Source organism: Stappia indica, from assembly GCF_001696535.1.
GTDB classification, from domain to species: Bacteria; Pseudomonadota; Alphaproteobacteria; order Rhizobiales; family Stappiaceae; genus Stappia; species Stappia indica.
On sequence record NZ_MBQE01000005.1, the window covers coordinates 68949 to 90894 of the forward strand.

A 21946-nucleotide genomic window follows, 5' to 3' on the forward strand; every position below is an offset into this window, starting at 1 on the left:
GCCCTCACAATCCAGAAACCAGATGACCGCCGTCCACCGCAATGACCGAGCCCGTCATGTAGGCGGAGCGGTCGCTGGCCAGCAGCAGCAGCGGTGCGTCGAGATCGCCCTGCGATCCCAGCCGCCGCTGCGGGATGCGGCCGATCAGCGCCTTGCCCGCCTCGGTGGCGAAGAATTCGGCATTGATCGGCGTCTCAATATAGCCCGGGCACAGCGCGTTGACGCGAATGCCGTAGCGCGCCCACTCCAGCGCCAGCGCCTTGGTCAGCTGTACCAGCCCTGCCTTGGAAGCGGTATAGGCGGCAAGATGGCCGGAGACGCGCAGGCCCAGGATGGAGGCGATGTTGACGATGGAGCCGCCGCCCGCCGCGCGCATGCCGGCCGCCGCCGCCCGCGCCACCGCGAAGGCGCCGGTCAGGTTGGTGTCGATGACGCCGGCAAACTCCTCCGCCGTCATGGAAAGCGCGGCGCCCGTGCCCGAAACGCCCGCATTGTTGATCAGGATGTCGAAGGGCGCGCGCCCGGCGAACAGCGCCGCCACGCTCTCCGCATCGGCGACGTCCATTTCCGCCGCCTCGGCATCGTGCCCCGCCTCGCGCAGGGCAGCGGCATTCGCCTCCACCTTGTCGAGACGCCGCGCCGCCAGCGTCACCTTTGCGCCGGCCTCCGCCAGCACCTTGGCGAAATGCTCGCCGAGCCCGCTCGAGGCGCCGGTGACCAGCGCCCGCTTTCCGTCAATCCGCAAGTCCATGACCGCCCCTCACGCCTCGCCGCGCCGCTTGCGCTCGGCATCGTCCCAGGCGGTCAGCGCCTGATAGTCGGGCACGAAGCCGAGCCCCTTGCGCGCGTCGGAGGAGACCGCGTCCTGCGAGGTCACCACGTCGATCACCGCCGGCGCGTTGGCCAGCCCCCGGCGGATGGCGTCCGCCAGATCGTCCGGGTTCTCCACCCGTTCGCCATGGGCGCCGAGCGCGCGGGCCATCGCCGCATAGTCGGAATGGCGCAGCACCGTGCCGATCACCCGGCCGCCGTAGTTGTATTCCTGGTCGTAGCGCTCGATGTTCCAGGCCGCGTTGTTGGAAACGATGACGACGATCTTCGCTCCGTGCCGCACGGCGGTGTCGATCTCCATGGCGTTGATGCCGTAGGCGCCGTCGCCCGTCACGGTGATCACCTGTCGGTCCGGGCAGGCAAGGGCGGCAGCGACCGCGAAGGGAACGCCGACGCCCAGGCACCCGAAGGCGCCGGCATCGAAATAGGTCGAGGCGGACAGCCCGACCCGGGCGAAGCTCAGGAGGTCGCCGCCGTCGGCAACGGCGATGTAGTCGGGTTCGGCCACGTCCTTCAGCGCCTCGAAGATCGCCATCGGGTGGATCTTGCCGTCCTTGCCGGTGCGCGGCGCCGGGGTCTTGTCCCCGGCCTCGATGCGGGCGCGGTGCTTGGCGCGCAGGCCCTCCAGCCAGGCGCCGTCGCGACTGCCGGCATCGTTGCCGAGCGCCTCGCTCAGGGCATCGAGCGCCAGATCCACCGAGGCGAGCAGCTCCGGATCGCCGCGCCGGTTGTCCAGCAGCTCGCCGTCCGTGTCGGAGATGCGGATGAAGCGGGCGTGCGGGAAGACCGCCGGCGAGCCGAAGCCGAGCTGGTAGTCGAGCTTGCGCCCCAGCGTGATGACGAGGTCGGCCTCGCTCATCGCCGCCGCGCGCACCGCGCCCACCACCGAGGGGTGGTCGGCCGGCACCAGGCCGCGGCTTTCCTGCGTGTCGAGATAGAGCGCGTCCGCCGCATCGAGGAAGCGCACCAGCGCCGGGCCGGCATCGCGTGCGCCCCGGCCGCTGATCACCAGCGGGCGCCGCGCCGCGCGGATCGCCTCGGCGGCTTGCCTGATGCGGTCGGGATGCGGCATCAGCCGGCGCGGGGTGAGCGGGCGCAGCCAGTCGTCCGGCACCAGATTGGCGGCGACGCGGGTGCGCAGCACGTCGGTCGGCACCTCGATATAGGCCGGTCCCGGCTCGCCGGCCGCACCGAAGGCCCGCGCTATCGCCTCGTCCAGCTCGCGCAGCACCTGGTCGGCGACGCGCGCGGTGCGGGCGTAGCGGGTGACCGGGCGCAGGATGTCGACATGCGGGATGTCCTGCAGCGGCCCCATGTTGGCCTGCGGCCGCGAGGTGCAGCCGCCGATCAGCAGCACCGGCGTGCGGGCGAGCGAGGCATTGGCCATGCCGGTCACGCAATTGGTGACGCCGGGGCCGGCGGTGGCCATCGCCACGCCCAGCCCGCCCGTCAGCTCCGCATGGGCCTGTGCCATGTGGATGGCCGCGCCCTCGTCGCGCACGTCGACGATCTCGACGCCGCGCCGGCCGAGGTGATCCCAGATCGGCTGGATATGCCCGCCCTGCAGGCCGAAGACGCGGGTGACGCCGCGCCGTTGCAGCGCCTCCGCGATCCAGGCGGCGACGCTGTCCTCGTCGCGGTTGAGGTCCTGCTGCTCGCTCACTGTCTCTCTCCCTGAACTTGCCGTGTCTTGTCGTCTCTTGTCGCGTTTCGTGCCGACGCCTCCCGCGCCGGCTGCGGTCAGTGTCCGTCCCCGCTCAGCATGTCGCGCAGCACCCGGTGCAGGATCTTCCCCGTCGCCGTGCGCGGCATCTCGTCCTGCTCCAGCACCACGATCTTGCGCGGGCGCTTGTAGCCGGCGAGCTTGCCGCGCGACCATTCGATGATCTCGTCCGGAGTGACGGCCGGGTCGCGCAGCACCACGGCGGCGGCGACGCGCTCGCCCCAGGTGTCGTCCGGGCAGCCGACCACGGCCACGTCGCTGATCGCCGGATGGCCGGCCAGCACCGCCTCCACCTCGGACGGGTAGACGTTCTCGCCGCCGGAAATGATCATGTTCTTCTTGCGGTCGATCAGGCGGATGTAGCCTTCGGCATCGCGCAGGGCCATGTCGCCGACCGACAGGTACGGCCCGCGCAGCGCCTCGGCGGTCTTGTCCGGCAGGTTCCAGTAGCCGTCGAAGGCATAAGGTCCGCAGGAGAACAGCTCGCCCGGCTCGCCGTCCGGCACCTCGTTGCCGGCCTCGTCGAGCAGGCGGATCGGCGCGGAGCCGACCACCTCGCGGCCGACCGTGCCCAGATGGTCGAACTGCTCATCCGGGTGCAGCATGGTCACCCAGCCCGCCTCGGTCGAACCGTAGAGCTCGAACAGCCCGGAATTGGGAAACATCTCCATCACCTGCCGTTTGGTCTCGGCGCGCGCCGGGGCGGAGGAGATCATCAGCTTCTCCACCCGCTCGAAGCCGGCGGTGCCGCGCTGGGCCGGCGGCACGTCCAGCATCAGCGAGAAGTGCGTCGGCACCAATGAGGTGAAGGTGACGCCGGTCTCGCCGATGGTGCGCAGGCACAGCGCCGGATCGAAACTCTGGCGCGAGAACACGGTCACCGCCGCGCCGATATAGAGGAAGGAGGTGAAGAAGTTCAGCGAGTTGGCATGGCACATCGGCATGACCAGCAGCGCGTCGTCGCCGCGCTTCAGGCTCAGCTCGATCTGCGTCATCAGCGCCAGCATCGCCATGCCGCGATGGCCGCGGATCGCGCCCTTCGGCTTGCCGGTGGTGCCGGACGTGTACATCAGGCACCAGGGATCGTCGATGGCGGCCGGGTCCTGCGGCTCGTCGGCGGAGGCCGCCGCGATCAGGTCCTCGTAGCCGGTCCAGCCGGCCGGCGTCTCGCCTCCGTCCGCTGGGGCGATGTGGATGTAGCGGCGCTCTTCCAGCGACAGCGCCTCGCGCATCTCGCCGGCGATGCCGAGCAGCGCCTGCTCGGCGATCAGCGCCGACACACCGCTGTCCTGGCAGATATAGAGCGCTTCGGGCGCGGTCAGGCGGAAGTTGATCGGCACGGCGACGAGGCCGGCCTTGGCGAGCGCGGCGTAGATCTCCGCCCATTCCACCCGGTTGTAGGCCAGCACCGCGACCCGCGCGCCCCTGGCGAGGCCGAGACCCAACAGGCCGTTGGCCAGCCGGCAGGCCCGCTCGTTCCACTGGTGAAAGGTCATCGCGCGTTCCAGGTCGCGCGCGCCGATGCGCCCCGGCTGCAGCCGCGCCTGGGCACTCAGCATCTGTCCGACGGTCAGCATGGGATGCATGCCGGAAATCCTCCCGCTCTTCGCTCTTGTCAGGGACCGTTTCCGGCAGCTGCTGCGCACCTGTCCTCCCGTGGGGCGCCGCAACCGTTGTGCCCGGCTACGGCGTCTTCTTGCTCTCCGGCGCCTCGTCCGGCCGTCTGCGCAGCGCCGTCTCCAGCGCACCGGCGGCATCGAGGTCGTGCCGCATCATCAGCTCTTCCGCCCGCCCGGGCTGGCCCGCGATCACGGCGTCGAGAATTTCGCCGTGCTGGCGCCAGATCTCGTCCGGCAGCTGGGCATGGCGCAGCACGTCGCTCATCGCCCTGCGCAGGAAGCGCCAATGCGGCTCCGCCGCCCTGTCGAGCAGCGGATTGCCCGAGCCCTCGTATATCAGCCCGTGAAATTCGGCGTCATGGCGCACCTGGTCTCCCACAGCACCATTTCGCACCGCCGTCTCGCCGAGCTTCAGGATCTTGTCCCCGCGCTCCGCAAGATCGCGCGCCGTTGCCGCATCGTCCCGGCAGCGCTGCGCGGCGCCGCGCGCGGCGAGCCCGTCCAGCACGGCGCGGATGTCGTAGTGGTGGCGCATCAGGTCGAGATCGAGCGGGGTGACCTGCAGCCCGCGCCGGCCGATCTCGGCGACCATGCCGTCGGCCTTCAGCAGCGCCATCGCCTGCTGGATCGGCTGGCGCGACACGCCGAAGCGTTCGGCCAGCTGCTCCTGGACGAGATGCGCGCCGGCCGGCAGCGCGCCGTCGAAGATCTCGTTGGCGATCGCGTCGTAGACCTGCTGGGTCAGGCTCGGGCCGGTGCGGATCTGGGTCATGAGTGAACTCCGAATTCTGAATTCAGAATGTGGTGACGGCGCGCTTCTGTCAAGCGGCAGGTGTGGCGGGCCGGGCGAGTGCGTCCGGCAGCGCGCCGGCGGAAGGGCCGGCATCGAGTATCAACGCCTTGCGCCGAAAAAGAAAACGCGCGCGAACCGGATGGTCCGCGCGCGTCGTGTTTCGCACCCCGGCTCGCGCCGGATTTGGCCGTTCAGCCGGCTCAGGCCTCGCTGAGGATCATCGCCTGGATGTCCTCGCGCGTGCCGAAGCCGAGCTCCACGGCGGTCTCGGTGACGCTCCTGTCCGTGGCCAGCGCGGTCTTGGCGATCTTCGCCGCGTTGGCATAGCCCAGATGCGGCACCAGCATCGTCGCCAGCACCAGGCTGTTCTCCAGCGCGCCCTCGCACTGCGCCGCGTTGGCCTCGATCCCGGAGACGCAGCGCTCCGCCAGCGTGTCCATCGCCTGCATCAGGATGCGCATCGACTGCAGCACGTTGAGCAGGATGATCGGCTCCATCGCGTTGAGCTGCAGCTGGCCGGCCTCCGCCGCCATGGTCACGGTCAGGTCGTTGCCGACGACCTGAAACGCTACCTGGTTGACCACTTCCGGGATCACCGGGTTGATCTTGCCCGGCATGATCGACGACCCGGCCTGCACCGGCGGCAGGCGGATCTCGTTGAAGCCCGAGCGCGGGCCCGACGACAGCAGCCGCAGGTCGTTGCAGATCTTCGACAGCTTCACCGCGATGCGCTTCAGCACGCTCGAGAAGGTGACATAGGCGCCGGTGTCGGAGGAGGCCTCGATCAGGTCGACGGCAAGCTTCGCCTGCATGCCGGTGATCCGCGACAGCTCCGCCACCGCCTTCTCCGGATAGCCGGTCGGGGCGTTGACCCTGGTGCCGATGGCGGTGCCGCCGAGATTGACCTCCAGCAGCAGGCGCGACAGCTGGCCGATGATCGCCACGTCCTCGTCGATGGTGGCGGCGAAGCCGGCGAATTCCTGGCCGAGCGTCATCGGCACCGCGTCCTGCAGCTGGGTGCGGCCGATCTTGCGCACCGTCGCGAAGGCCCGCGCCCGCTCGGCAAAGGCGGCGGACAGGCGCCGCTGCGCGTCCTGGAACGGGCTGCACTGGCTGACGATGGCCAGCCGCATGGCGGTCGGGTAGACGTCGTTGGTCGATTGCGAGCGGTTGACGTCGTCGTTGGGATGCAGCCTGGCGTAGTCGCCGGGCTGGTGGCCCATGCGCAGCAGGGCGAGGTTGGCGATCACCTCGTTGGCGTTCATGTTGGTCGAGGTGCCGGCCCCGCCCTGGATCATGTCGACCCGGAAATGCGCCATGTGGTGCCCGGCGATGATCTCCTCGCACACTGCCGCGATGGCTGCGTGCTTGTCCTGCGCCAGCACGCCGAGCTCCAGGTTGGCGTTGGCGGCCGCCAGCTTGACCCAGGCGAGCGCCCGCACGAATTCGGGAAAATGCGCCAGCGGAAGTCCCGAGATCGGGAAATTGGCGATGGCACGCTGCGTGTGGATGCCCCAAAGGCAGTCGCGCGGCAGCTCCATCTGGCCGAGGCTGTCTTCCTCGCGCCGCATCTGCACAGTCATTCCGGTCTCCATTGCGCGGGTCTTGCGCCCGCGTCTTTCAGGCTCGCTCAGAAAAGGAAAACGGGCCGCCTTGCGGCGGCCCGTCGCTCGTCGTGTCGCCGCTCACTTCCAGCGGGCGGGGTCCCAGGCCTCTCGGTCGAGGTCGAGATCGGGGAACTTCGCCGGATCGAAGATCGGGCGGGCGACGCCGGCCTTCAGCTGGGCGCGGAAGTCGTTGACCACGCGCATCGCCGTCGGGAACAGCATCAGGATGGCCACCAGGTTGACCAGCGCCAGCACGCCCATCATCGGGTCGGAGAAGAAGAACACGGCCGTCGCCGAAGGGGCCGCCGCGCCCATGAAGACGAGGCCGAGGATCAGCACCCGCAAGCCGTTCAGCGCCATCTTGGAGTCGGTCATCGCCGCCAGCGCGTTCTCGCCCAGATAGACGTTGTAGATGATCGACGAGAAGGCGAAGAGCAGGATCGCCAGCGTCAGCGCGTAGCGCGACCACTCGCCGAAATGGCTCGCCAGCGACTGCTGGGTCAGCACCACACCGTCGATGCCTTCCGCACCCGGCGTGTAGACGTCGCCGAGCAGGATCAGGAAGGCGGTGCAGGAGCAGATGACGATGGTGTCGATGAACACCGAGAAGGCCTGGGTGACGCCCTGGCTGACCGGATGGCGCACCAAGGCGGTGGCCGCCACGTTCGGCGCCGAGCCGAGGCCGGCCTCGTTGGAGAACAGGCCGCGGCGCAGGCCTTGTGCGATGGCCGCGCCCATGCCGCCGGCGATCGCCTCCTCGTAGCCGAAGGCGCTGGAGACGATGCGGGCGATGACCGACGGGATTTCCTGGATGTTGATCAGGATGGCGATCAGGGCGAGGCCCAGATAGCCGATGGCCATGATCGGCACCACCACGTCCGCCGCCTTGGCGATGCGCTTGATGCCGCCGAAGATCACGAAGCCGGTGACGATGGTCAGCAGTCCACCGGTGATCATCCGGTCGAGCCCGAGCGAATCCTGCACAGCGCCGGCCACCGTATTGCCCTGGAAGGCGTTGAAGCCGAGGCCGAAGGCGGCCAGCAGGCAGGTGGCGTAGACGATGGCCAGCCAGTTGTACTGATGGCCGAGGCCCCGGCGGATGTAGTCGGCCGGCCCGCCGCGGAAGGAGTGCTCGCCGTCCTTGCGCTTGTAGACCTGCGCCAGAGTGCATTCGACCAGGCTGGTGGCCATGCCGACCAGCGCGATGCACCACATCCAGAACACCGCGCCCGGCCCGCCCAGGGTGATCGCCACGGCGACACCGGCGATGTTGCCGCCGCCCACGCGCCCGCCGACCGACACCAGCAGCGCCTCGCGGGCGCTGATCGCGTTGGGATCGTTGTTCTGGTTGCGGCCCGACAGCACGCGGAACATCCGGCCGAAGAACTCGATCTGCACGAAGCCGGACATGATGGTGATGAACACGCCGAACACCACCAGGATCGGGATCAGCGCCCAACCCCATGTCAGGGCGTCGATATAGCCGAAGAGCGTTTTCAGAAACTCCATGTGACCCTCCCATTCACGACGAGCCCCGCCCGCCTCAAAATTCCCTCAACGTCCGGATCTCCCGTCAAGGATCCGGCGGGCCCTCCCGGCCCGAGCCGCAACAATAGGCTGCGTGCGCTCCCGCCCCAATTGCGCGAAATGGAGCGGAGTGGTGCAATGTGGTGCATTTTGCGCGACACCTTGCGCCTTGCGGCGCGGATGCGTGCGGTTCCTTACTCCGACAGCTCGATCCACAGCCGCGCCAGCGCCGCTTCCGGCGTTTCCGGGCCGCCGTTTTCCACGCCCGCGCGCCACAGCAGGGCACCGGCGGCATAGGAGCCGGGCGACAAGCCGCCTTCCTCGCACTGGCTGACCGCGCGGATGCGGCAGCCGCGCTGCACCGCCTGCGCCAGCGCCGCCTCCAGCTTCGGGTCGTCCATCGCCGTGCCTGCGCCGTAGACCCGCAGCACCGCCCCGTCCAGTTCGGCCAGCGCCCCGGCGAGCGCTCCGGCCGGCAGGCCCGGCGACAGGGTCAGCACCGCCAGCCGCCGGTCGGCGAAGCGGCGCCGGCGATAGGGGCCGGCAAGTGGGGCCTGCGGCACCGAGCGGAAGGCATCGGCCTCCTGCGAATTGTGCTTCACCAGCCCGGCGGCGGCCATGATCGCGCCGTTGAAGGCGAGCCGCACCCCGGCCGGCCCGTCGCGCACCGCATCCAGCGCCAGCTTCAGGTTGCCTTCCGCATCGCCCTTCATGCCCAGCGGCTGCATCGACCCGCACAGCAGGACCGGCATCGGCAGGCCGGCCAGCGCCTGCGCCAGCGCCGCTCCGGTAAAGGCCATCGTGTCGGTGCCGTGGGTGATGATGACGCCGGCCCGTCCCGGCATGTCCGCGCAGCGGGTCGCGAACGTGTCGATTGCCTCCAGCATGGCATTCCAGTGGTCCGGGCCGATGGCCGAACTGTCGACCAGCGGGTCGAAGACATGCAGCGTCAGCCGGGCGTCCGCCGGCGCCATCTGCCGGGCCGCCGCCTCGACCAGGCCCTTGGCGGGCGCCAGTCCGTTCGGGCCGGGCGCCATGCCGATGGTGCCGCCGGTGTGGATCAGTAGGATCTCGGCCATCGTCACACCGCCTGCTGCAGCACGGTTGCTGCCGGCAGCGCCCGCCGCGCCAGCGCATCGGCGACAAGATCGGTGACGTCGACCAGCTGCTTGTCCGTTTCGATGTCGGCGATCAGCGGCAGCTCGGTGCAGGCCAGCAGCACCGTTTCGGCGTCGAGCCCGGCGACCAGCTCGGCAAGGCGCGGGCGCAAGCTCGCGTCCCGGCTGCCCAGCCGCTTCACGTCCTCGATCAGCTGGTGCAGCGCGGCAGCATCGCCCGGCAGCTCCACCTCGACCTGCTGCGGCAGGTCGCGATAGGCCGACCACTCGTCCATCGCCGTCACCGGCCCGGCGCCGAGCAGCGCCAGCTTGCGCGTGCCGCTGCGGGCGATCCAATCGGAAAGCGCGTCCTGGAACGAGACCAGCCGCGCGGCAAGGCCGAGCTCGGCGATGCGCGGGGCGTACCAGTTCAGCGTGTTGCAGGCGATGGCATAGGCCTCGACCTGCGGCGCCAGGATGTCGAGCGAGTCGCGCATCGCCGACCACACGGCGGCATCGTTCGCGGCAAGGTCCATCGACAGGCCGAGCCGCGGCTCGGACACGACGACGACGCGCGGGGCGTCGAGATCGCCGCGGAACGCTGCGCCCATCAGCTGCTGGTTGCGCGTCAGCACCTTGGCCCACAGGTCGAGCCCGGCTTCCGGTCCCGAGCCGGCGATGATGCCGAGGCTCGCCCGCGCGGGCTTCGCGCCGGTGGCTTGACTGGTGGCGTGACCGGCGGCCGTTCGGCCGGTGTCGTTCTGCATCCCTCGTCTCCGCGATGGTTCGGTGCCCATGGTCGCTCGCAGGGTGATTCACCGTGCATGTCTGCGGCAATTGTGCAATTGAGTGGGAACCGGCGCTTTCGGGCGCGAAAAATGCACCAAAGCGCATCATGCATCCTTTCGGCACCAATCTCCGCCTGTTGTGCGGCTACCGGCCCTCCATCGCCCGCGTGGCGCAGGACCTGAAGATCAACCGCAGCCAGCTCAACCGCTATCTTGCGGGAAGCTCCTTCCCGCGCAACGCCTTGATGCGGAAGATCTGCGATTATTTCGGCGTCGAGCCGCACGAGATGCTGCTGCCGGAGGACGAGTTCGCCCGGCTGGTCAAGCTGCGCGGCCTGTCCTCCGACACGCTGACCCGCACCTTCCGCCAGCATTTCGACCAGATCTTCGCGCGCGGCGACCAACGCATCTTCAACCTCGTCGGCACCTTCTTCGAATATTATTATTCGATGTCCTCGCGCGGCCAGATCGTGCGGGCGCTGGTCTCCTTCTCCATCGAGGGCGACCACGTCTTCTACCGCCGGCTGGAGCGCATGGGGCCGTTCGACCGGACCTGCCGGCGCCACTACCGCTACCAGGGCGCGGCGCTGCTGACCGGCGACCGGGTGTTCCTCAACGATTACGAATACAGCGCCGGCATCGAGATCACCCAGACCGTACTCTATCCCGACTACGCCCATCGCTGGACGCGGCTGCACGGGGTCAAGGTCGGCGTCTCGGCCAATCGCGATCACGTGCCCTGCGCCGTGCGCACCTATCTGGAGCGCACCCTGCCGCGCATGCCGCTGTCCGGGGCGCTGCGCCGCTGCGGCCTGTTCGATGCCGACAGTCCGGAAATTCCGGCCTATGTGCTGCCGATGATCGACAATGCCCGCTCGGGCAACCACGTCTTCGAGGCCTATGCCGACGAGCGCGGCTGAGCTCGCCGGCGTGCCGGCAACGAGCGGGCCGGCAACAAAAAACCCGCCGGGATGGGCTCCCGGCGGGTCTTGGAGTGCGGCCTTGCGGCTTGCCTCAGGCGGCGACCAGCTCTTCCAGCTTGCGCTCGGCTTCGCCGATCGAGGCCTCGCGGGCCTCCGGACCAAAGGCCAGCTTCTCGGCATAGACGAAGGTCACGTCGGTGATGCCGATGAAGCCCAGCATCGTGCGCAGATGCGGCTCCTGCGAATCCATCGGCTTGGCCGGGCCTTCGCTGTAGAGCCCGCCGCGGGTGGCGACGACGATGGCGCGCTTGCCGGTCATCAGGCCTTCCGGCCCGGCTTCGGTGTAGCGGAACGTCACGCCGGCGCGCAGCACGTAGTCGAACCAGGACTTCAGCGTCGAGGGGATGCCGAAATTGTACATCGGCGCGCCGATGACCAGAACGTCGGCGGCCTTGACCTCGGCGATCAGCTCGTCGGACAATTTCTGGGCGGCGGCCTGCGCCGCGTTGGCCGGCTCGCCGCCGCGGATCGCGGTGGCGCCGTCGAGGTCGAGATGCGGCACCTGGCCGGCACCGAGATCGCGAACGGTCAGCTGCAGGTCGGCGTTGCGGGACTTGAGCTGCTCGACAGTGTCGTTGACCAGCTTGTTGGATGCGGACGCATCGCCCAGCGCGCTGCTGGTGATGGCGAGAACCTTCAAAGTCGAGGGCATGACCCTGTTCCTTTCGATAATGTTGTACCCCACAGGTAGTCGCCCCCGGGCGGCACCAGAACTCCCGAAATGGGCACCACACTGTTGCGCCAGCAGGAACAACGGATGATCGAACTGGAAGACATGCGCTATTTCGTCGAGATCGCCGAGAGCGGCGGCTTCAGCCGCGCCGCCGCGCGTCTCGGCGTCTCCAAATCCATCGTCAGCCGGCGTATCGCCCGCATCGAGGAGCATCTGGGCACCCGCCTGCTCAACCGCACGACGCGCAGCGTCACGACCACCGACGCCGGGCTCGAGTTCAAGGAGCGGGCCGAGCGGATCCTCGCCGACTACGACGAGGCCTGCGATGCGGTCGCCGCTCATGGCGGCGAGGTGATCGGCCGGCTGCGCATCTCCGCGCCCCTCTCCTTCGGCATCCAGCACCTCGCGCCGGTGCTGGCCGAGCTGGCCGCGTCCCACCCGCGCCTGGAGCTCGACGTCTCGCTCTCCGACCGGGTCGTCGACCTGATGGGCGAGCGGCTGGACGCGGCGATCCGCATCGGCAAGCTGGAAGATTCCAGCCACATCGCCCGCCGCATCGCGCCGATCCGCTCCCTCGTCGTCGCCAGCCCCGCCTATCTCGCCCGCAAGGGCCGGCCGGAGCGGCCCGAAGACCTCGCCACCGATCACGACTGCCTGATCTATACCGGTAGCCGTTCGGGCGAATGGGTCTTCACGAGCGGCAACGAGACCGTCGCGGTGCGCCCGCGCGGCCGGCTGCGCAGCGACAGCGGCGAGACGCTGGTCGCCTGGGCCCTGGCCGGCCTCGGCATCGTCCAGCTGCCCTCCTTCCTCATCGGCGACACGGTCGACAGCGGCGCCCTGGAGCCGCTGCTGCTCGACTACCCGCTGCCCGAATACGGCATGTATGTCGTCCGCCCGCCCGGCCCGCACACGCCCGGCAAGGTCAAGGCGCTGACCGAGGCCTTGCTGCGCCATTTCGGCGGCACCCCGGCCTGGGACCGCTGCGTCCGCCATGTGGCGGAGGCGGAGGCCGCCGCGCGTGCCTCGGCGAAGCTCTGAACGCGGGGATAAGCGAAACCGGCCTCAGCGCCTCGGCGCGGGGATAACCGGCGCGGCGCGGGGCGTTTGACGCCCTTTTTTCACTGGGCGGCCCCGATTTGGCGATTTTGCGGGCGCCGTCTCGAAAATCGCGCGAATTGAGACGGGATTTTGCAAAATCCGTCTCAAAATTTCTCAAGCGGCCTGCGGCGTTTTCTCCCCGCGCCGGCCTTGCCGGCTTGCGCGGGCGAAATCCGTGCTAACCTGCAGCATCTGTTGGGCTTTGCGCCGTCCGGCGCGCGCGTGTCGGGGAAGTTCCGGGGAGGTTCCGATGACCGTTCTACCCAGGCTGACATTCCATGGCGCCGCCGGCGGCGTCACCGGGTCGTGTCATCGTCTCGAGACGGCGGGCGGCACCGTCCTGCTCGACTGCGGCATGTTCCAGGGCTCCAAGACCGAGAAGGAGCTGAACTACCGGCCCTTCCCCTTTTCCGTCGGCGACGTCGACGCGGTCGTGCTCAGCCATGCCCATATCGACCATTCCGGCCTGCTGCCGAAGCTGGTTCGCGACGGCTATTCCGGCCCGATCTACGCCACCGGCGCGACGTTCGAGCTGTGCAGCGTCATGCTGCCCGACAGCGCCCACATCCAGGAGATCGAGGTCGAGCAGCTGAACCGGCGCAACCGCCGGCGCCAGCGCCGCGACACGGTCGAGCCGATCTATACCGGCGCGGATGCGCAGGCGACGCTCGCACTTTTCCACCCCTTTGCCTATGGCGACTGGTTCCAGGTCCTGCCCGGCCTGCGCGCCCGTTTCTGGAACGCCGGCCACCTGCTCGGCTCCGCCTCGGTCGAGCTGGACCTCGCCGAACCTCCCATGAAACTGCTGTTTTCCGGCGATATCGGCCCGGACTACAAGCTGATGCATCCGGACCCGGAAGGTCCCAGCGGCATCGACTACCTGATCTGCGAGAGCACTTATGGCGACACCGACCGGGAGGACGCTACCCCCGCCCACCGGCGCGGCCAGCTGCGCGCCGAGGTGAAGGCGGCGATGCACCCGGACGGCGCCCTGCTGATCCCGTCCTTCGCGGTCGAGCGGGCCCAGGAGCTGATCAGCGACCTGCGCCAGCTGATGGCGGAAGGGGCGCTGCCCGAGATCCCGATCTATGTCGATTCGCCGCTCGCGGCCGCCGCCACCCGCGTCTTCGCCCGCCATGCCCGCGAGCTGGAAAGCGGCGACGTTCTGCTCAAGGGGCTGGCCGCCCGCAACCTGCACATGACCGAGACGGTCGAGCAGAGCAAGGCGCTCGACCGCGTCCGCGGCTTCCACATCGTCATCGCGGCGAGCGGCATGTGCGAGGCCGGCCGCATCCGCCACCGGCTGAAGAACTGGCTGTGGCGCGACGAGGCGACGGTTCTGCTGGTCGGCTACCAGGCGACCGGCACGCTCGGCCGCATCCTCCAGGACGGCGCGCCCTCCGTCCGCATCCAGGGCGAAGAGTTCACGGTGCGCGCCCGCATCCGCTCCATCGACCTCTATTCCGGCCATGCCGACGGCCCGGAGCTGGCGAGCTGGGTCGAAAAGCGCCTGCCGCTGGCGCACGACATCTTCCTCGTTCACGGCGAGCGGGAGGCGATCGACGGCCTGGCCGACCGGCTGTCCGGGCTGATCGAGGCCGATCATGTGCTGAAACCGGGTCTCGACGAGAGCTTCGAGCTGACGTCGACCGGCGCGGTCCGCCTTGCCGGCGAGGCGCCGCCGCGCGTGCCGCGCGAGGAGGTCGGGCGTCTCGACTGGCACAACGATGTCACCCGCCTGCTGCTCGACATCAGCGACCAGCTTGCGGCGGAAACGGACGAAAAGAGCCGGAATGTCGTGATTCGCCGCCTGCGCCGGGCGCTTGCCGGCGAGGAGGGCGGCCGTTAGGTCGCGACCTGGGCGAGGCGGCTGGCAGCGCCTGTCCGCGATAAACTTGCGAGGCCGGCGCGGTTCAACTTGCCTCCGCGCCGCGCCTTGGGCACTTTCTCTGGCCTTGCGGACGGCTGACGCGGCGGAACCCTTGCGGGGCTCGGCCGGGATGCGTTCGCGCTCTCGCGAAGCCCGGCGCAGGCCGCCGATGACGACCGGTTGACCATGACCAAGGAAGCCCCCGCCGCCCCGCGCCCGCGCAACGCCACCTTGCGGGACGTGGCAAGAGAAGCCGGCGTCGACGTCTCCACGGTCTCGCGGGTCCTGAAGAACGACAAGGACGTGCGCACCAGCGCCGAGACCCGCCAGCGCATCATCGATGCGGCGGAGCGGCTGCAATACCGCGCCAATCCGCTGGCCCGCGCGCTGAAGATGGCCCGCTCGCGCACGCTGCTGATCGTCGTGCCGCAGATCGAGAACCCGGTCTTCGCCTCGGCGATCCTCGGCGCGGAAGCCGAGGCGCGGGCGCAAGGCTATGTGCTGCTCGTCGCCTACGACCAGAACGGCTCGGCCGCCAGCGTGCTGGAACGGGTGTCGCAGTCCAGCCTGATCGAGGGCGTCATCATCGCCAGTTTCGATGAGGACGACAGCCTGCGCCAGAGCATCGCCGCCATCAACCGGCCCTATGTGGTGATCAACCGCGTGCTGCCCGGCGATGTGCATTGCGTCGCCGTCGACACCTGCGCCGCCGCCGCCATCGGCGTCGGCCACCTGGTCGCCCTGGGGCACCGTCGCATCGGCCATCTCGCCGGCCGGCTCGGCCGCTTCAACGGCAATGCCCGCCGCCAGGGCTGGCAGGAGGCGATGAGCGCCGCCGGACTGGACCCCGACCCGGACCTGGTGGCCGAGGCCGGCTACGACCCGGCGCGGGTGCCGGGCGCCGTCGATGCCCTGCTGGCACGCGGCGTGACGGCGATCCATGCCGCAACGCTGCTGACCGGGGCGGCGACAATCGCCCATCTGCACAAGCGCGGCCTCGACGTGCCGGACGACATGTCGGTCGTCACCATGCATGACGACCTGCTGGCGCGTGTGGTGCATCCGGAGATCACCACCGTCGGCCTGCCGACCTCCGAGATGGGGCGCGATGCGGTGCGTGCGCTGCTGGCGCAGCTGGAGCCTGCCCCGGCTGGCGGGACGGAGCCGGCCCGCGTGCTGCTGCTGCCGCCGGGCGATCTCGTCGTCCGGGCATCCGCCGCCGCCCCGAAAGCCGGCCCGGAAGCCGGTGCTGACGCCCTCTAATTCCCTCGCGAGGAGGTGTTGACGGGCGCGCGCATCGGTCCCTATCCTGCCTGCGTCTGAAACAGGTTAGGTTCGGGACGGTTGGCCCGGCCCCCGCTTCGCGGGTCCTTCCGTCACCACGGTGACGGCCCAAGACTGTCAGGGCGCGCGCATGGTGCGGGCGCCGATAGCATGGGCATGGACATCATGAAGCCGCGAATTTCTGTTCTTACGCTCGCCGTCTCCGATCTCGAAAACGCGCTGTCCTTCTATCGCGACGGCCTCGGTCTGCCGACCGAGGGCATCGTCGGACGCGAATTCGAACATGGCGCGGTCGCCTTCTTCGACCTCTCGGACGGCCTGAAGCTCGCCATCTGGGCGCAGGACGATCTCGTCCACGACACCGGCCTGCCCAAGACCCCGATTTGTACCACCGCCGTCAGCATCGGGCATAACGTTCTGCGCCGCGAGGACGTCGACGCCATCATGCGCAAGGCATCGAGCGCCGGGGCGAAACTCGTCAAGGAGCCGCAGGACACGTTCTACGGCGGATATGCGGGCTATTTCACCGATCCCGACGGGCACCTTTGGGAAATCGTCTGGAACCCGGCGATGCTGCCGGCCGACTGACGTCGCCTCAAGCTTGCGCCCGTGCCGCGGGGATAGCATCCGCCGGTACGGGTTCGCCGGCCCGCAGGGTCAGCACGCGAACGCCGGAGGAGGTGACGGCGACCGTATGCTCGAACTGGGCGGAGAGCGATCCGTCGCGAGTGACGACGGTCCAGCCGTCGTCTTGCGTGCGCACGCTGCGCCGGCCCCGGTTGAGCATCGGCTCGATGGTGAAGACCATCCCCTCGCGCAGCGCCAGGCCGGTTCCGGGCTTGCCGTAATGCAGGATCTGCGGCTCCTCGTGCATCTCCCGGCCTATGCCGTGGCCGCAATACTCGCGGACCACCGAGTAGCCGTTGCGTTTCGCGTGGCGCTCGATGGCCCAGCCGATATCGCCCAGCCTTGCACCCGGGCGCACCGCGCCGATGCCCTTCCACATCGCCTCGTAGGTGGTGCGCACCAGCCGCCTGGCCGCCGGATTGACCTCGCCGACCAGGTAGGTCTTGCTGCTGTCGGCGATGTAGCCGTTCTTCTCCAGCGTAATGTCGAAATTGACGATGTCGCCATCGCGCAGCACCGCCTCGCGTGAGGGGATGCCGTGGCAGACGACCTCGTTGACCGAGGCGTTCAGCACGAATGCGTAGCCGTACTGGCCCTTGCTGGCCGGGCGCGCGGCAAGATCTTGGACGATGAAGCGCTCGACCCTGTCGTTGACCTCGAGCGTCGACAGGCCGCTGAGCGCCGTGCGGTCGAGCATCTCGAAGACGCGCGCCAGCAGCCGGCCCGATTCGGCAAGCAACTCCAGCTCGTGCGGGTCCTTGGTCATGCGCCCGCCAGCTCGGCGGCCGCCTCGGGCGCGGCAACGCCAGCCGCTGCGAGCTCGCGCTGCATGATCTGTGAAAAGCTCAGTCCCGGATTGGTCTCGCACAGCATGCCGATCCGGATCCAGTAGGCGGCCTGCGCGTTGATCGAGCGGTACGAGACCTTGCTCGCCCGTCGTAGCTGGTCGTGCAGCTCCTCGTCGATGCTCACGATGCCCATCATGCATCTCCATATGATGTGTATACATTTCATATATTCCACGTAGTGCGCGATGCCAAGCCCGCATAGGCGGGCCTCGGCTGCTCCCGGCGCGCGATTCGCCGTCCCGCTTCGCGGGCTTTTCACTATCGGACACCTCGTCCGATGCGGCTGCGAGCCCCCGGTTTCCGCCGTCTCAGGGCTGCGAAAGATGGCTCGAAAATTTTGCTGTTGACGTCGAAGGCCTCTTGGCGTTCTATCTGAACAAACGTTTGTTCAAACGGTTTGTCCAACGGGTTTGATCGAGCGGTCGTTCGGGGTTTCACCGTAGTCGGCGCGTCAGCGCGGGCCGCGGCGAGCGAACAGGACGATCGGACAGGGAGGTTCAGGGTGAGCAGTGAAACGCGGGTAGCGGAATTTGCAAAGATCGTCGGGGCGCAGAACGTTCTGACGGCCGAGGACGACCGCCGGCGATACGCCCATGACAAGCTTCCTTACGCCAATTTTCGGGCCCGGGCCGGCGCGCTGGTCGGCACGTTGCCGGGCGTCGTGGTGCGTCCCGGCACGGCGGCGGAGGTGCAGCGGGTGGTGCAGCTGGCGGCCGAAGCCGGCCTGCCCGTGATCCCCTATGGCAGCGGTTCCGGCGTGCTCGGCGGCACCATCCCGCTCGGTGAGGAAGTGCTCATCGACATGCAGCGCATGGACCGGATCCTCGACGTCGATCCCGAGAATGCGCTCGTCACCGTCGAGGCTGGCATGAACGGCGAACTCTTCGAGGAGGCGCTGAACAAGCAGGGCTACACGGCCGGCCACCTGCCGCAGTCGCTGACCATTTCCACCGTCGGCGGCTGGGCCGCCTGCCGCGGCGGCGGCCAGGAATCGAGCCGCTACGGCAAGATCGAGGACATCGTCGTCGGCCTCAAGGCGGTACTGCCGGACGGGCGGATGCTCGAGGTGCGGCCGCTGCCCAAGCGCGCCACCGGCCCCTCGATCCGCGACCTGATCGTCGGCAACGAGGGCACGCTCGCCATCATCACCGAGCTGACGCTGCGCCTGTGGAAGCTGCCGGAGGCCGAGGAGGTGCTGGCCTTCGCGCTGCCGGACCGTCCTGCGGCGCTGGGCCTTGCCCGCCGGATCATGCAGGCCGGCCTGCACCCGCGCATCGTCCGCCTCTACGACGAGAAGGAGACGGCCTCGCGCACCGAAGGCATCGACGCCTATCGCGAGCGTCCGGTGATGGCCAACATCGTCCTGTGCGGCGATCCCGGGCTGGTGGCGGCGGAAGCTGCGCTGGTGCGCGCCTTCGCCGGCGAAGCCGGGGCGGTGGAAACCGAGACGCGGCCGTTCGACGAATGGCGCGCGCACCGTTACAAGTCGATCAGCCAGCAATGGCAGGAGAAGGGCTTCTACAACGACACGATCGAGGTGACGGTCAATTGGTCGCGGGCGGCCGCCCTGTACGATGCGATCCGCGCGGCGGTGCCGGCGATCCATCCCGACGCCCATTTCAGCGCCCACTGGTCGCACGTCTATCCGGAAGGTGTCTGCCAGTACATGACGATCCGCCTGCCGCAGATGCCTCAGGACGAGGCGCTGCCGCTCCATGCAAGGCTCTGGGAGCTGCTGGAGGGCGAGACGCTCGCCCATGGCGGCTCCATCGCCCACCATCACGGGACCGGCCTGTTCCGCGGCCCCTGGATGGACGGCGAGCTCGGCGTCGGCATGGACGTGCTGCGGGCGGTGAAGGACGCCCTCGATCCGCAGAACATCTTCAATCCCGGCAAGCTCGGCCTGCCGCCGCGCGCCGGGGCCATCGACCCCTATCGCGACAGGATGGACCATGCCTGATCCGTTGCTGCTGGGCATAGACCTCGGCGCCGGTTCGCTCAAATCGACCGTGATCGACGGGACCGGCAAGGTCCATGGCGCGGCTTCGGCCGCCGTCGAGACCCTGGTGCCGCATCCCGGCTTCAGCGAGCAGGACCCGCTCGGCTGGCGCGCGGCGATGATCGACACCCTGGCGCAGCTGTGGCGCCAGGGCGTCGACCCGGCGCGGATCGGGGGCATCGCCTTTACCGCCGGCGCCCATACCCATGTGCTGGAAGAGGCGGACGGCACGATCCTGCGCCCCGCCATCATGTGGAACGATCAGCGCTCGGGCCGCCAGGCGGCGGCGCTGCGCGAGAGCGACGGCGCACGGATCCTGGAGCTTTCGGGCAATCAGGCGAGCCCCACCTGGACGTTGCCGCAGCTGGTCTGGGTGCGCGAGAACGAGCCGGAGCTGTTCGCCCGCATCCGCCGGATCCGCCCGGCGAAGGACTGGCTGCGCCGCCAGATCGACGGCAGCGATGCCACCGATATCACCGACGCCTGGGGGCTGATGCTGGCCGATGCCCGCTCCGCCGAAGGCGCCTGGTCGGATGAGCTCTGCCGCATCGCCGGGATCGATCCGGCCGTGCTGCCCCCGCTTGTCGGCTCGAGCGACATCACCGGCGCAGTGACGGCGGACGCCGCTGCCGCGACGGGGCTGGTCGCCGGAACCCCGGTCATCTGCGGCACGTCGGACACCAATGCGGAGACCTTTTGCGGCGGCATGACCCGTCCCGGCCTCGGGGCGCTGAAGCTTGCGACCGCCGGCACCGTCTCCTCGCTGACGGCGTCACCCTCCTTCTCGGCCAAGGTGATCCATTATCCGCATCTGGTGCCGGGCCACTGCTACACGATCCTTGGCACCAATTCCTGTGCCTCCGCCCACCGCTGGCTGCGCGACACGCTGTTCGCCGGGCTCGGTTTCGAGGGCATGGACACGGCCGCCCGCGCCGTTCCGGCCGGCAGCGACGGCCTGCTCTTCCACCCCTATCTCAACGGCGAGCGCAGCCCCTACTGGGACCCGGACCTTCGGGCCTCCTATGTCGGTCTCGGCTTCGCCCACGGGCCGGGCCACTTCGTACGCGCGCTCTACGAGGGCATCGCCTACAGCCTGCGCGACTGCCTGGAGGTGCTGCGCGGGCTCGACATGGGCTTTTCGACGGCGCGGCTCGTCGGCGGCGGAACCCGCAGCGAGCTGTGGCAGCAGATCATCGCCGATGTCACCGGCCTGACGATCGAGATCCCCCGCGAGGGCGACGCCTCCTTCGGCGCCGCGCTCATTGCCGGCATGGGCGCCGGCGTGTTTGCCGACACGAAGGCCGCCGCAGCGGTGATCGGTGTGGCGGCGACCCGGCATCCGGATCGCCGGGCGATGCAGCGCTACGAGGAGGGTTTCGCGCTCTACCGTGACACCAAGGAGGCGCTGACGCCCGTCAACCACCGCATCGTCGCAGCCGGCAGGGGAGGAAACTGATGGCCGAAGTGAGCCTGCGCAAGCTGCGCAAGACCTATGGCGGAGTGGTCGCGGTCGAAGGCGTCAGCCTCGACATCGCCCGCGGCGAGCTGATCGTGCTGCTCGGCCCCTCGGGCTGCGGCAAGTCGACGACGCTGCGTATGGTCGCCGGGCTGGAAAGCATTTCCGGCGGCGAGCTGTTCATCGGCGAGCGCAACGTGACCCAGCTGGAGCCGAAGGATCGCGACATCGCGATGGTGTTCCAGAACTATGCGCTCTACCCGCACAAGACCATCCGCGCCAATCTCGGCTTCGGCCTGAAGATGCGCGGCATCGACGCTGCCGAAACGGTGCGGCGGGTGGACGAGGTCGCCGAGATGCTGGCGATCACCCATCTGCTCGACCGCAAGCCGCGCCAGCTTTCCGGAGGGCAGATGCAGCGCGTCGCGCTCGGCCGGGCCTTGGTGCGCGACCCGGCGGTGTTCCTGCTCGACGAGCCGCTGTCCAATCTCGACGCCAAGCTGCGCGTGCGCATGCGCGAGGAGATCGCCCTGCTGCAGAAGCGCATCGGCAAGGCGATGATCTACGTCACCCACGATCAGACCGAGGCGATGACGCTGGCCGACCGCATCGTGATCATGCGCGACGGCCACGTGCAGCAGATCGGCGCGCCGCTCGAGGTCTACGACCGGCCGCAGAACGTCTTCGTCGCCGGCTTTATCGGCTCGCCGGAGATGAACCTCTTCCCGGCCGAGATCGCCAATGGGCGCCTGCAGATGGGCCCGTCCGCCGAAATGAGCCTGCCGGCCCCGGCCGGTGCACGGCAGGGACCGGTGATCGCCGGTCTTCGGCCGGAGGCGATGTATGTGGCGCCGCAGGGCTTGCCCTTTGCGGTGCGGGCGGTCGAGCAGCTCGGGTCGCAGACCCTGCTGATCGGCACCATCGGCGAGGTGTCGCTGCGCGTCATGGAGGGGCGGCGCGACGACATTCGGGCGGGTAACACGGTGGCGGTCTCTGCCGACCCGTCCGCCATCCATCTGTTCGACCGGGAGACGGAACAGCGGCTGGCGACAACCGCCTCTGCGGCGCCGGCGCACGCGTGAACTGAACCACCGCGGCAAAGGACGCGGGGAACCTTGGG

19 protein-coding genes are annotated in these 21946 nt (G+C 69.1%); 8 read left to right on the plus strand and 11 right to left on the minus strand.

The genetic code is table 11. The annotated features are described in order from the left end of the window. Positions 1-4 precede the first annotated feature (4 nt). From BBX35_RS17780 to BBX35_RS17815, 8 genes are all read right to left on the minus strand, one after another. On the minus strand, positions 5-751 hold the full coding sequence (locus BBX35_RS17780) for an SDR family NAD(P)-dependent oxidoreductase (protein ID WP_067222924.1): 747 nt from the start codon (positions 749-751) through the stop codon (positions 5-7). Between the two features lie 9 nt (positions 752-760). After that, complete coding sequence (locus BBX35_RS17785; RefSeq protein WP_067222928.1) at positions 761-2494, minus strand: thiamine pyrophosphate-binding protein; 1734 nt, start codon at positions 2492-2494, stop codon at positions 761-763. A gap of 77 nt (positions 2495-2571) precedes the next feature. Beyond that, positions 2572-4140: a class I adenylate-forming enzyme family protein gene (locus tag BBX35_RS17790; RefSeq protein WP_067222930.1), complete on the minus strand. Its 1569-nt coding sequence runs from the start codon at positions 4138-4140 to the stop codon at positions 2572-2574. 97 nt (positions 4141-4237) lie between these two features. Then, positions 4238-4945 carry a GntR family transcriptional regulator gene (locus tag BBX35_RS17795; protein WP_067222932.1) on the minus strand — a complete coding sequence of 236 codons (708 nt, stop codon included), beginning with the start codon at positions 4943-4945 and terminating at the stop codon, positions 4238-4240. 221 nt (positions 4946-5166) lie between these two features. Next, positions 5167-6549, minus strand: coding sequence for an aspartate ammonia-lyase (locus BBX35_RS17800; protein ID WP_067223928.1), 1383 nt, complete (start codon positions 6547-6549; stop codon positions 5167-5169). 102 nt (positions 6550-6651) lie between these two features. Next, entirely contained in the window at positions 6652-8082 is a 1431-nt protein-coding gene (locus BBX35_RS17805; RefSeq protein ID WP_067222935.1) for an alanine/glycine:cation symporter family protein, read from the minus strand. Between the two features lie 212 nt (positions 8083-8294). Next, positions 8295-9179: an asparaginase domain-containing protein gene (locus BBX35_RS17810; protein ID WP_067222938.1), complete on the minus strand. Its 885-nt coding sequence runs from the start codon at positions 9177-9179 to the stop codon at positions 8295-8297. A 2-nt stretch (positions 9180-9181) separates the two neighbouring features. After that, positions 9182-9964, minus strand: a complete 783-nt coding sequence (locus BBX35_RS17815; RefSeq protein WP_083206413.1) for an aspartate/glutamate racemase family protein — start codon at positions 9962-9964, stop codon at positions 9182-9184. A 128-nt stretch (positions 9965-10092) separates the two neighbouring features. Between BBX35_RS17815 and BBX35_RS17820 the strand changes: the two genes are divergently transcribed. After that, complete coding sequence (locus BBX35_RS17820) at positions 10093-10905, plus strand: helix-turn-helix domain-containing protein (RefSeq protein ID WP_067222940.1); 813 nt, start codon at positions 10093-10095, stop codon at positions 10903-10905. Positions 10906-10999: 94 nt separating this feature from the next. Here the strand turns inward: BBX35_RS17820 and BBX35_RS17825 are convergent, their stop codons facing one another. Beyond that, on the minus strand, positions 11000-11620 hold the full coding sequence (locus tag BBX35_RS17825; protein ID WP_067222942.1) for an FMN-dependent NADH-azoreductase: 621 nt from the start codon (positions 11618-11620) through the stop codon (positions 11000-11002). A 105-nt stretch (positions 11621-11725) separates the two neighbouring features. On the opposite strand from BBX35_RS17825, the gene BBX35_RS17830 reads away from it, so the two are divergent. The 4 genes from BBX35_RS17830 to BBX35_RS17845 all read left to right on the plus strand — a co-directional run bounded on the left by BBX35_RS17830 (position 11726) and on the right by BBX35_RS17845 (position 16484). Further along, positions 11726-12682 (plus strand): LysR family transcriptional regulator, encoded by a 957-nt coding sequence (locus BBX35_RS17830; protein WP_067222945.1) that lies wholly within the window; start codon positions 11726-11728, stop codon positions 12680-12682. A gap of 310 nt (positions 12683-12992) precedes the next feature. After that, a complete protein-coding gene (locus BBX35_RS17835; RefSeq protein WP_067222947.1) occupies positions 12993-14591 on the plus strand; it encodes an MBL fold metallo-hydrolase RNA specificity domain-containing protein in 1599 nt (532 codons plus the stop codon). A gap of 207 nt (positions 14592-14798) precedes the next feature. Then, a complete protein-coding gene (locus BBX35_RS17840; protein WP_067222950.1) occupies positions 14799-15875 on the plus strand; it encodes a LacI family DNA-binding transcriptional regulator in 1077 nt (358 codons plus the stop codon). Between the two features lie 186 nt (positions 15876-16061). Then, the gene (locus BBX35_RS17845; protein ID WP_067223934.1) at positions 16062-16484 is read left to right on the plus strand and encodes a VOC family protein; all 423 of its coding nucleotides are present in this window, start codon (positions 16062-16064) and stop codon (positions 16482-16484) included. Between the two features lie 7 nt (positions 16485-16491). Here the strand turns inward: BBX35_RS17845 and map are convergent, their stop codons facing one another. Continuing rightward, positions 16492-17289, minus strand: coding sequence for a type I methionyl aminopeptidase (gene map / locus BBX35_RS17850; protein ID WP_067222952.1), 798 nt, complete (start codon positions 17287-17289; stop codon positions 16492-16494). Next, a complete protein-coding gene (locus BBX35_RS17855) occupies positions 17286-17504 on the minus strand; it encodes a ParD-like family protein (protein WP_067222955.1) in 219 nt (72 codons plus the stop codon). The genes map and BBX35_RS17855 overlap by 4 nt, the downstream gene beginning before the upstream one ends. 369 nt (positions 17505-17873) lie before the next feature. On the opposite strand from BBX35_RS17855, the gene BBX35_RS17860 reads away from it, so the two are divergent. From BBX35_RS17860 to BBX35_RS17870, 3 genes are read left to right on the plus strand one after another with little or no spacing between them, the layout of a single operon-like run. Beyond that, complete coding sequence (locus tag BBX35_RS17860) at positions 17874-19331, plus strand: FAD-binding oxidoreductase (protein WP_067222957.1); 1458 nt, start codon at positions 17874-17876, stop codon at positions 19329-19331. Continuing rightward, positions 19324-20826, plus strand: coding sequence for a xylulokinase (locus BBX35_RS17865; RefSeq protein WP_067222960.1), 1503 nt, complete (start codon positions 19324-19326; stop codon positions 20824-20826). The genes BBX35_RS17860 and BBX35_RS17865 overlap by 8 nt, the downstream gene beginning before the upstream one ends. Continuing rightward, positions 20826-21908 carry an ABC transporter ATP-binding protein gene (locus BBX35_RS17870; RefSeq protein ID WP_067222963.1) on the plus strand — a complete coding sequence of 361 codons (1083 nt, stop codon included), beginning with the start codon at positions 20826-20828 and terminating at the stop codon, positions 21906-21908. Before BBX35_RS17865 ends, BBX35_RS17870 begins: the two co-directional genes overlap by 1 nt. Positions 21909-21946: the final 38 nt, after the last annotated feature.

Coding starts and splice junctions, on each gene's coding strand:
- BBX35_RS17780 (WP_067222924.1), bottom strand. CDS start 751: ATGGACTTGCGGATTGACGGAAAGCGGGCGCTGGTCACCGGCGCCTCG.
- BBX35_RS17790 (WP_067222930.1), bottom strand. CDS start 4,140: ATGCATCCCATGCTGACCGTCGGACAGATGCTGAGTGCCCAGGCGCGG.
- BBX35_RS17795 (WP_067222932.1), bottom strand. CDS start 4,945: ATGACCCAGATCCGCACCGGCCCGAGCCTGACCCAGCAGGTCTACGAC.
- BBX35_RS17800 (WP_067223928.1), bottom strand. CDS start 6,549: ATGACTGTGCAGATGCGGCGCGAGGAAGACAGCCTCGGCCAGATGGAG.
- BBX35_RS17805 (WP_067222935.1), bottom strand. CDS start 8,082: ATGGAGTTTCTGAAAACGCTCTTCGGCTATATCGACGCCCTGACATGG.
- BBX35_RS17810 (WP_067222938.1), bottom strand. CDS start 9,179: ATGGCCGAGATCCTACTGATCCACACCGGCGGCACCATCGGCATGGCG.
- BBX35_RS17815 (WP_083206413.1), bottom strand. CDS start 9,964: ATGCAGAACGACACCGGCCGAACGGCCGCCGGTCACGCCACCAGTCAA.
- BBX35_RS17820 (WP_067222940.1), top strand. CDS start 10,093: ATGCATCCTTTCGGCACCAATCTCCGCCTGTTGTGCGGCTACCGGCCC.
- BBX35_RS17825 (WP_067222942.1), bottom strand. CDS start 11,620: ATGCCCTCGACTTTGAAGGTTCTCGCCATCACCAGCAGCGCGCTGGGC.
- BBX35_RS17830 (WP_067222945.1), top strand. CDS start 11,726: ATGATCGAACTGGAAGACATGCGCTATTTCGTCGAGATCGCCGAGAGC.
- BBX35_RS17835 (WP_067222947.1), top strand. CDS start 12,993: ATGACCGTTCTACCCAGGCTGACATTCCATGGCGCCGCCGGCGGCGTC.
- BBX35_RS17840 (WP_067222950.1), top strand. CDS start 14,799: ATGACCAAGGAAGCCCCCGCCGCCCCGCGCCCGCGCAACGCCACCTTG.
- BBX35_RS17845 (WP_067223934.1), top strand. CDS start 16,062: ATGAAGCCGCGAATTTCTGTTCTTACGCTCGCCGTCTCCGATCTCGAA.
- map (WP_067222952.1), bottom strand. CDS start 17,289: ATGACCAAGGACCCGCACGAGCTGGAGTTGCTTGCCGAATCGGGCCGG.
- BBX35_RS17855 (WP_067222955.1), bottom strand. CDS start 17,504: ATGGGCATCGTGAGCATCGACGAGGAGCTGCACGACCAGCTACGACGG.
- BBX35_RS17865 (WP_067222960.1), top strand. CDS start 19,324: ATGCCTGATCCGTTGCTGCTGGGCATAGACCTCGGCGCCGGTTCGCTC.
- BBX35_RS17870 (WP_067222963.1), top strand. CDS start 20,826: ATGGCCGAAGTGAGCCTGCGCAAGCTGCGCAAGACCTATGGCGGAGTG.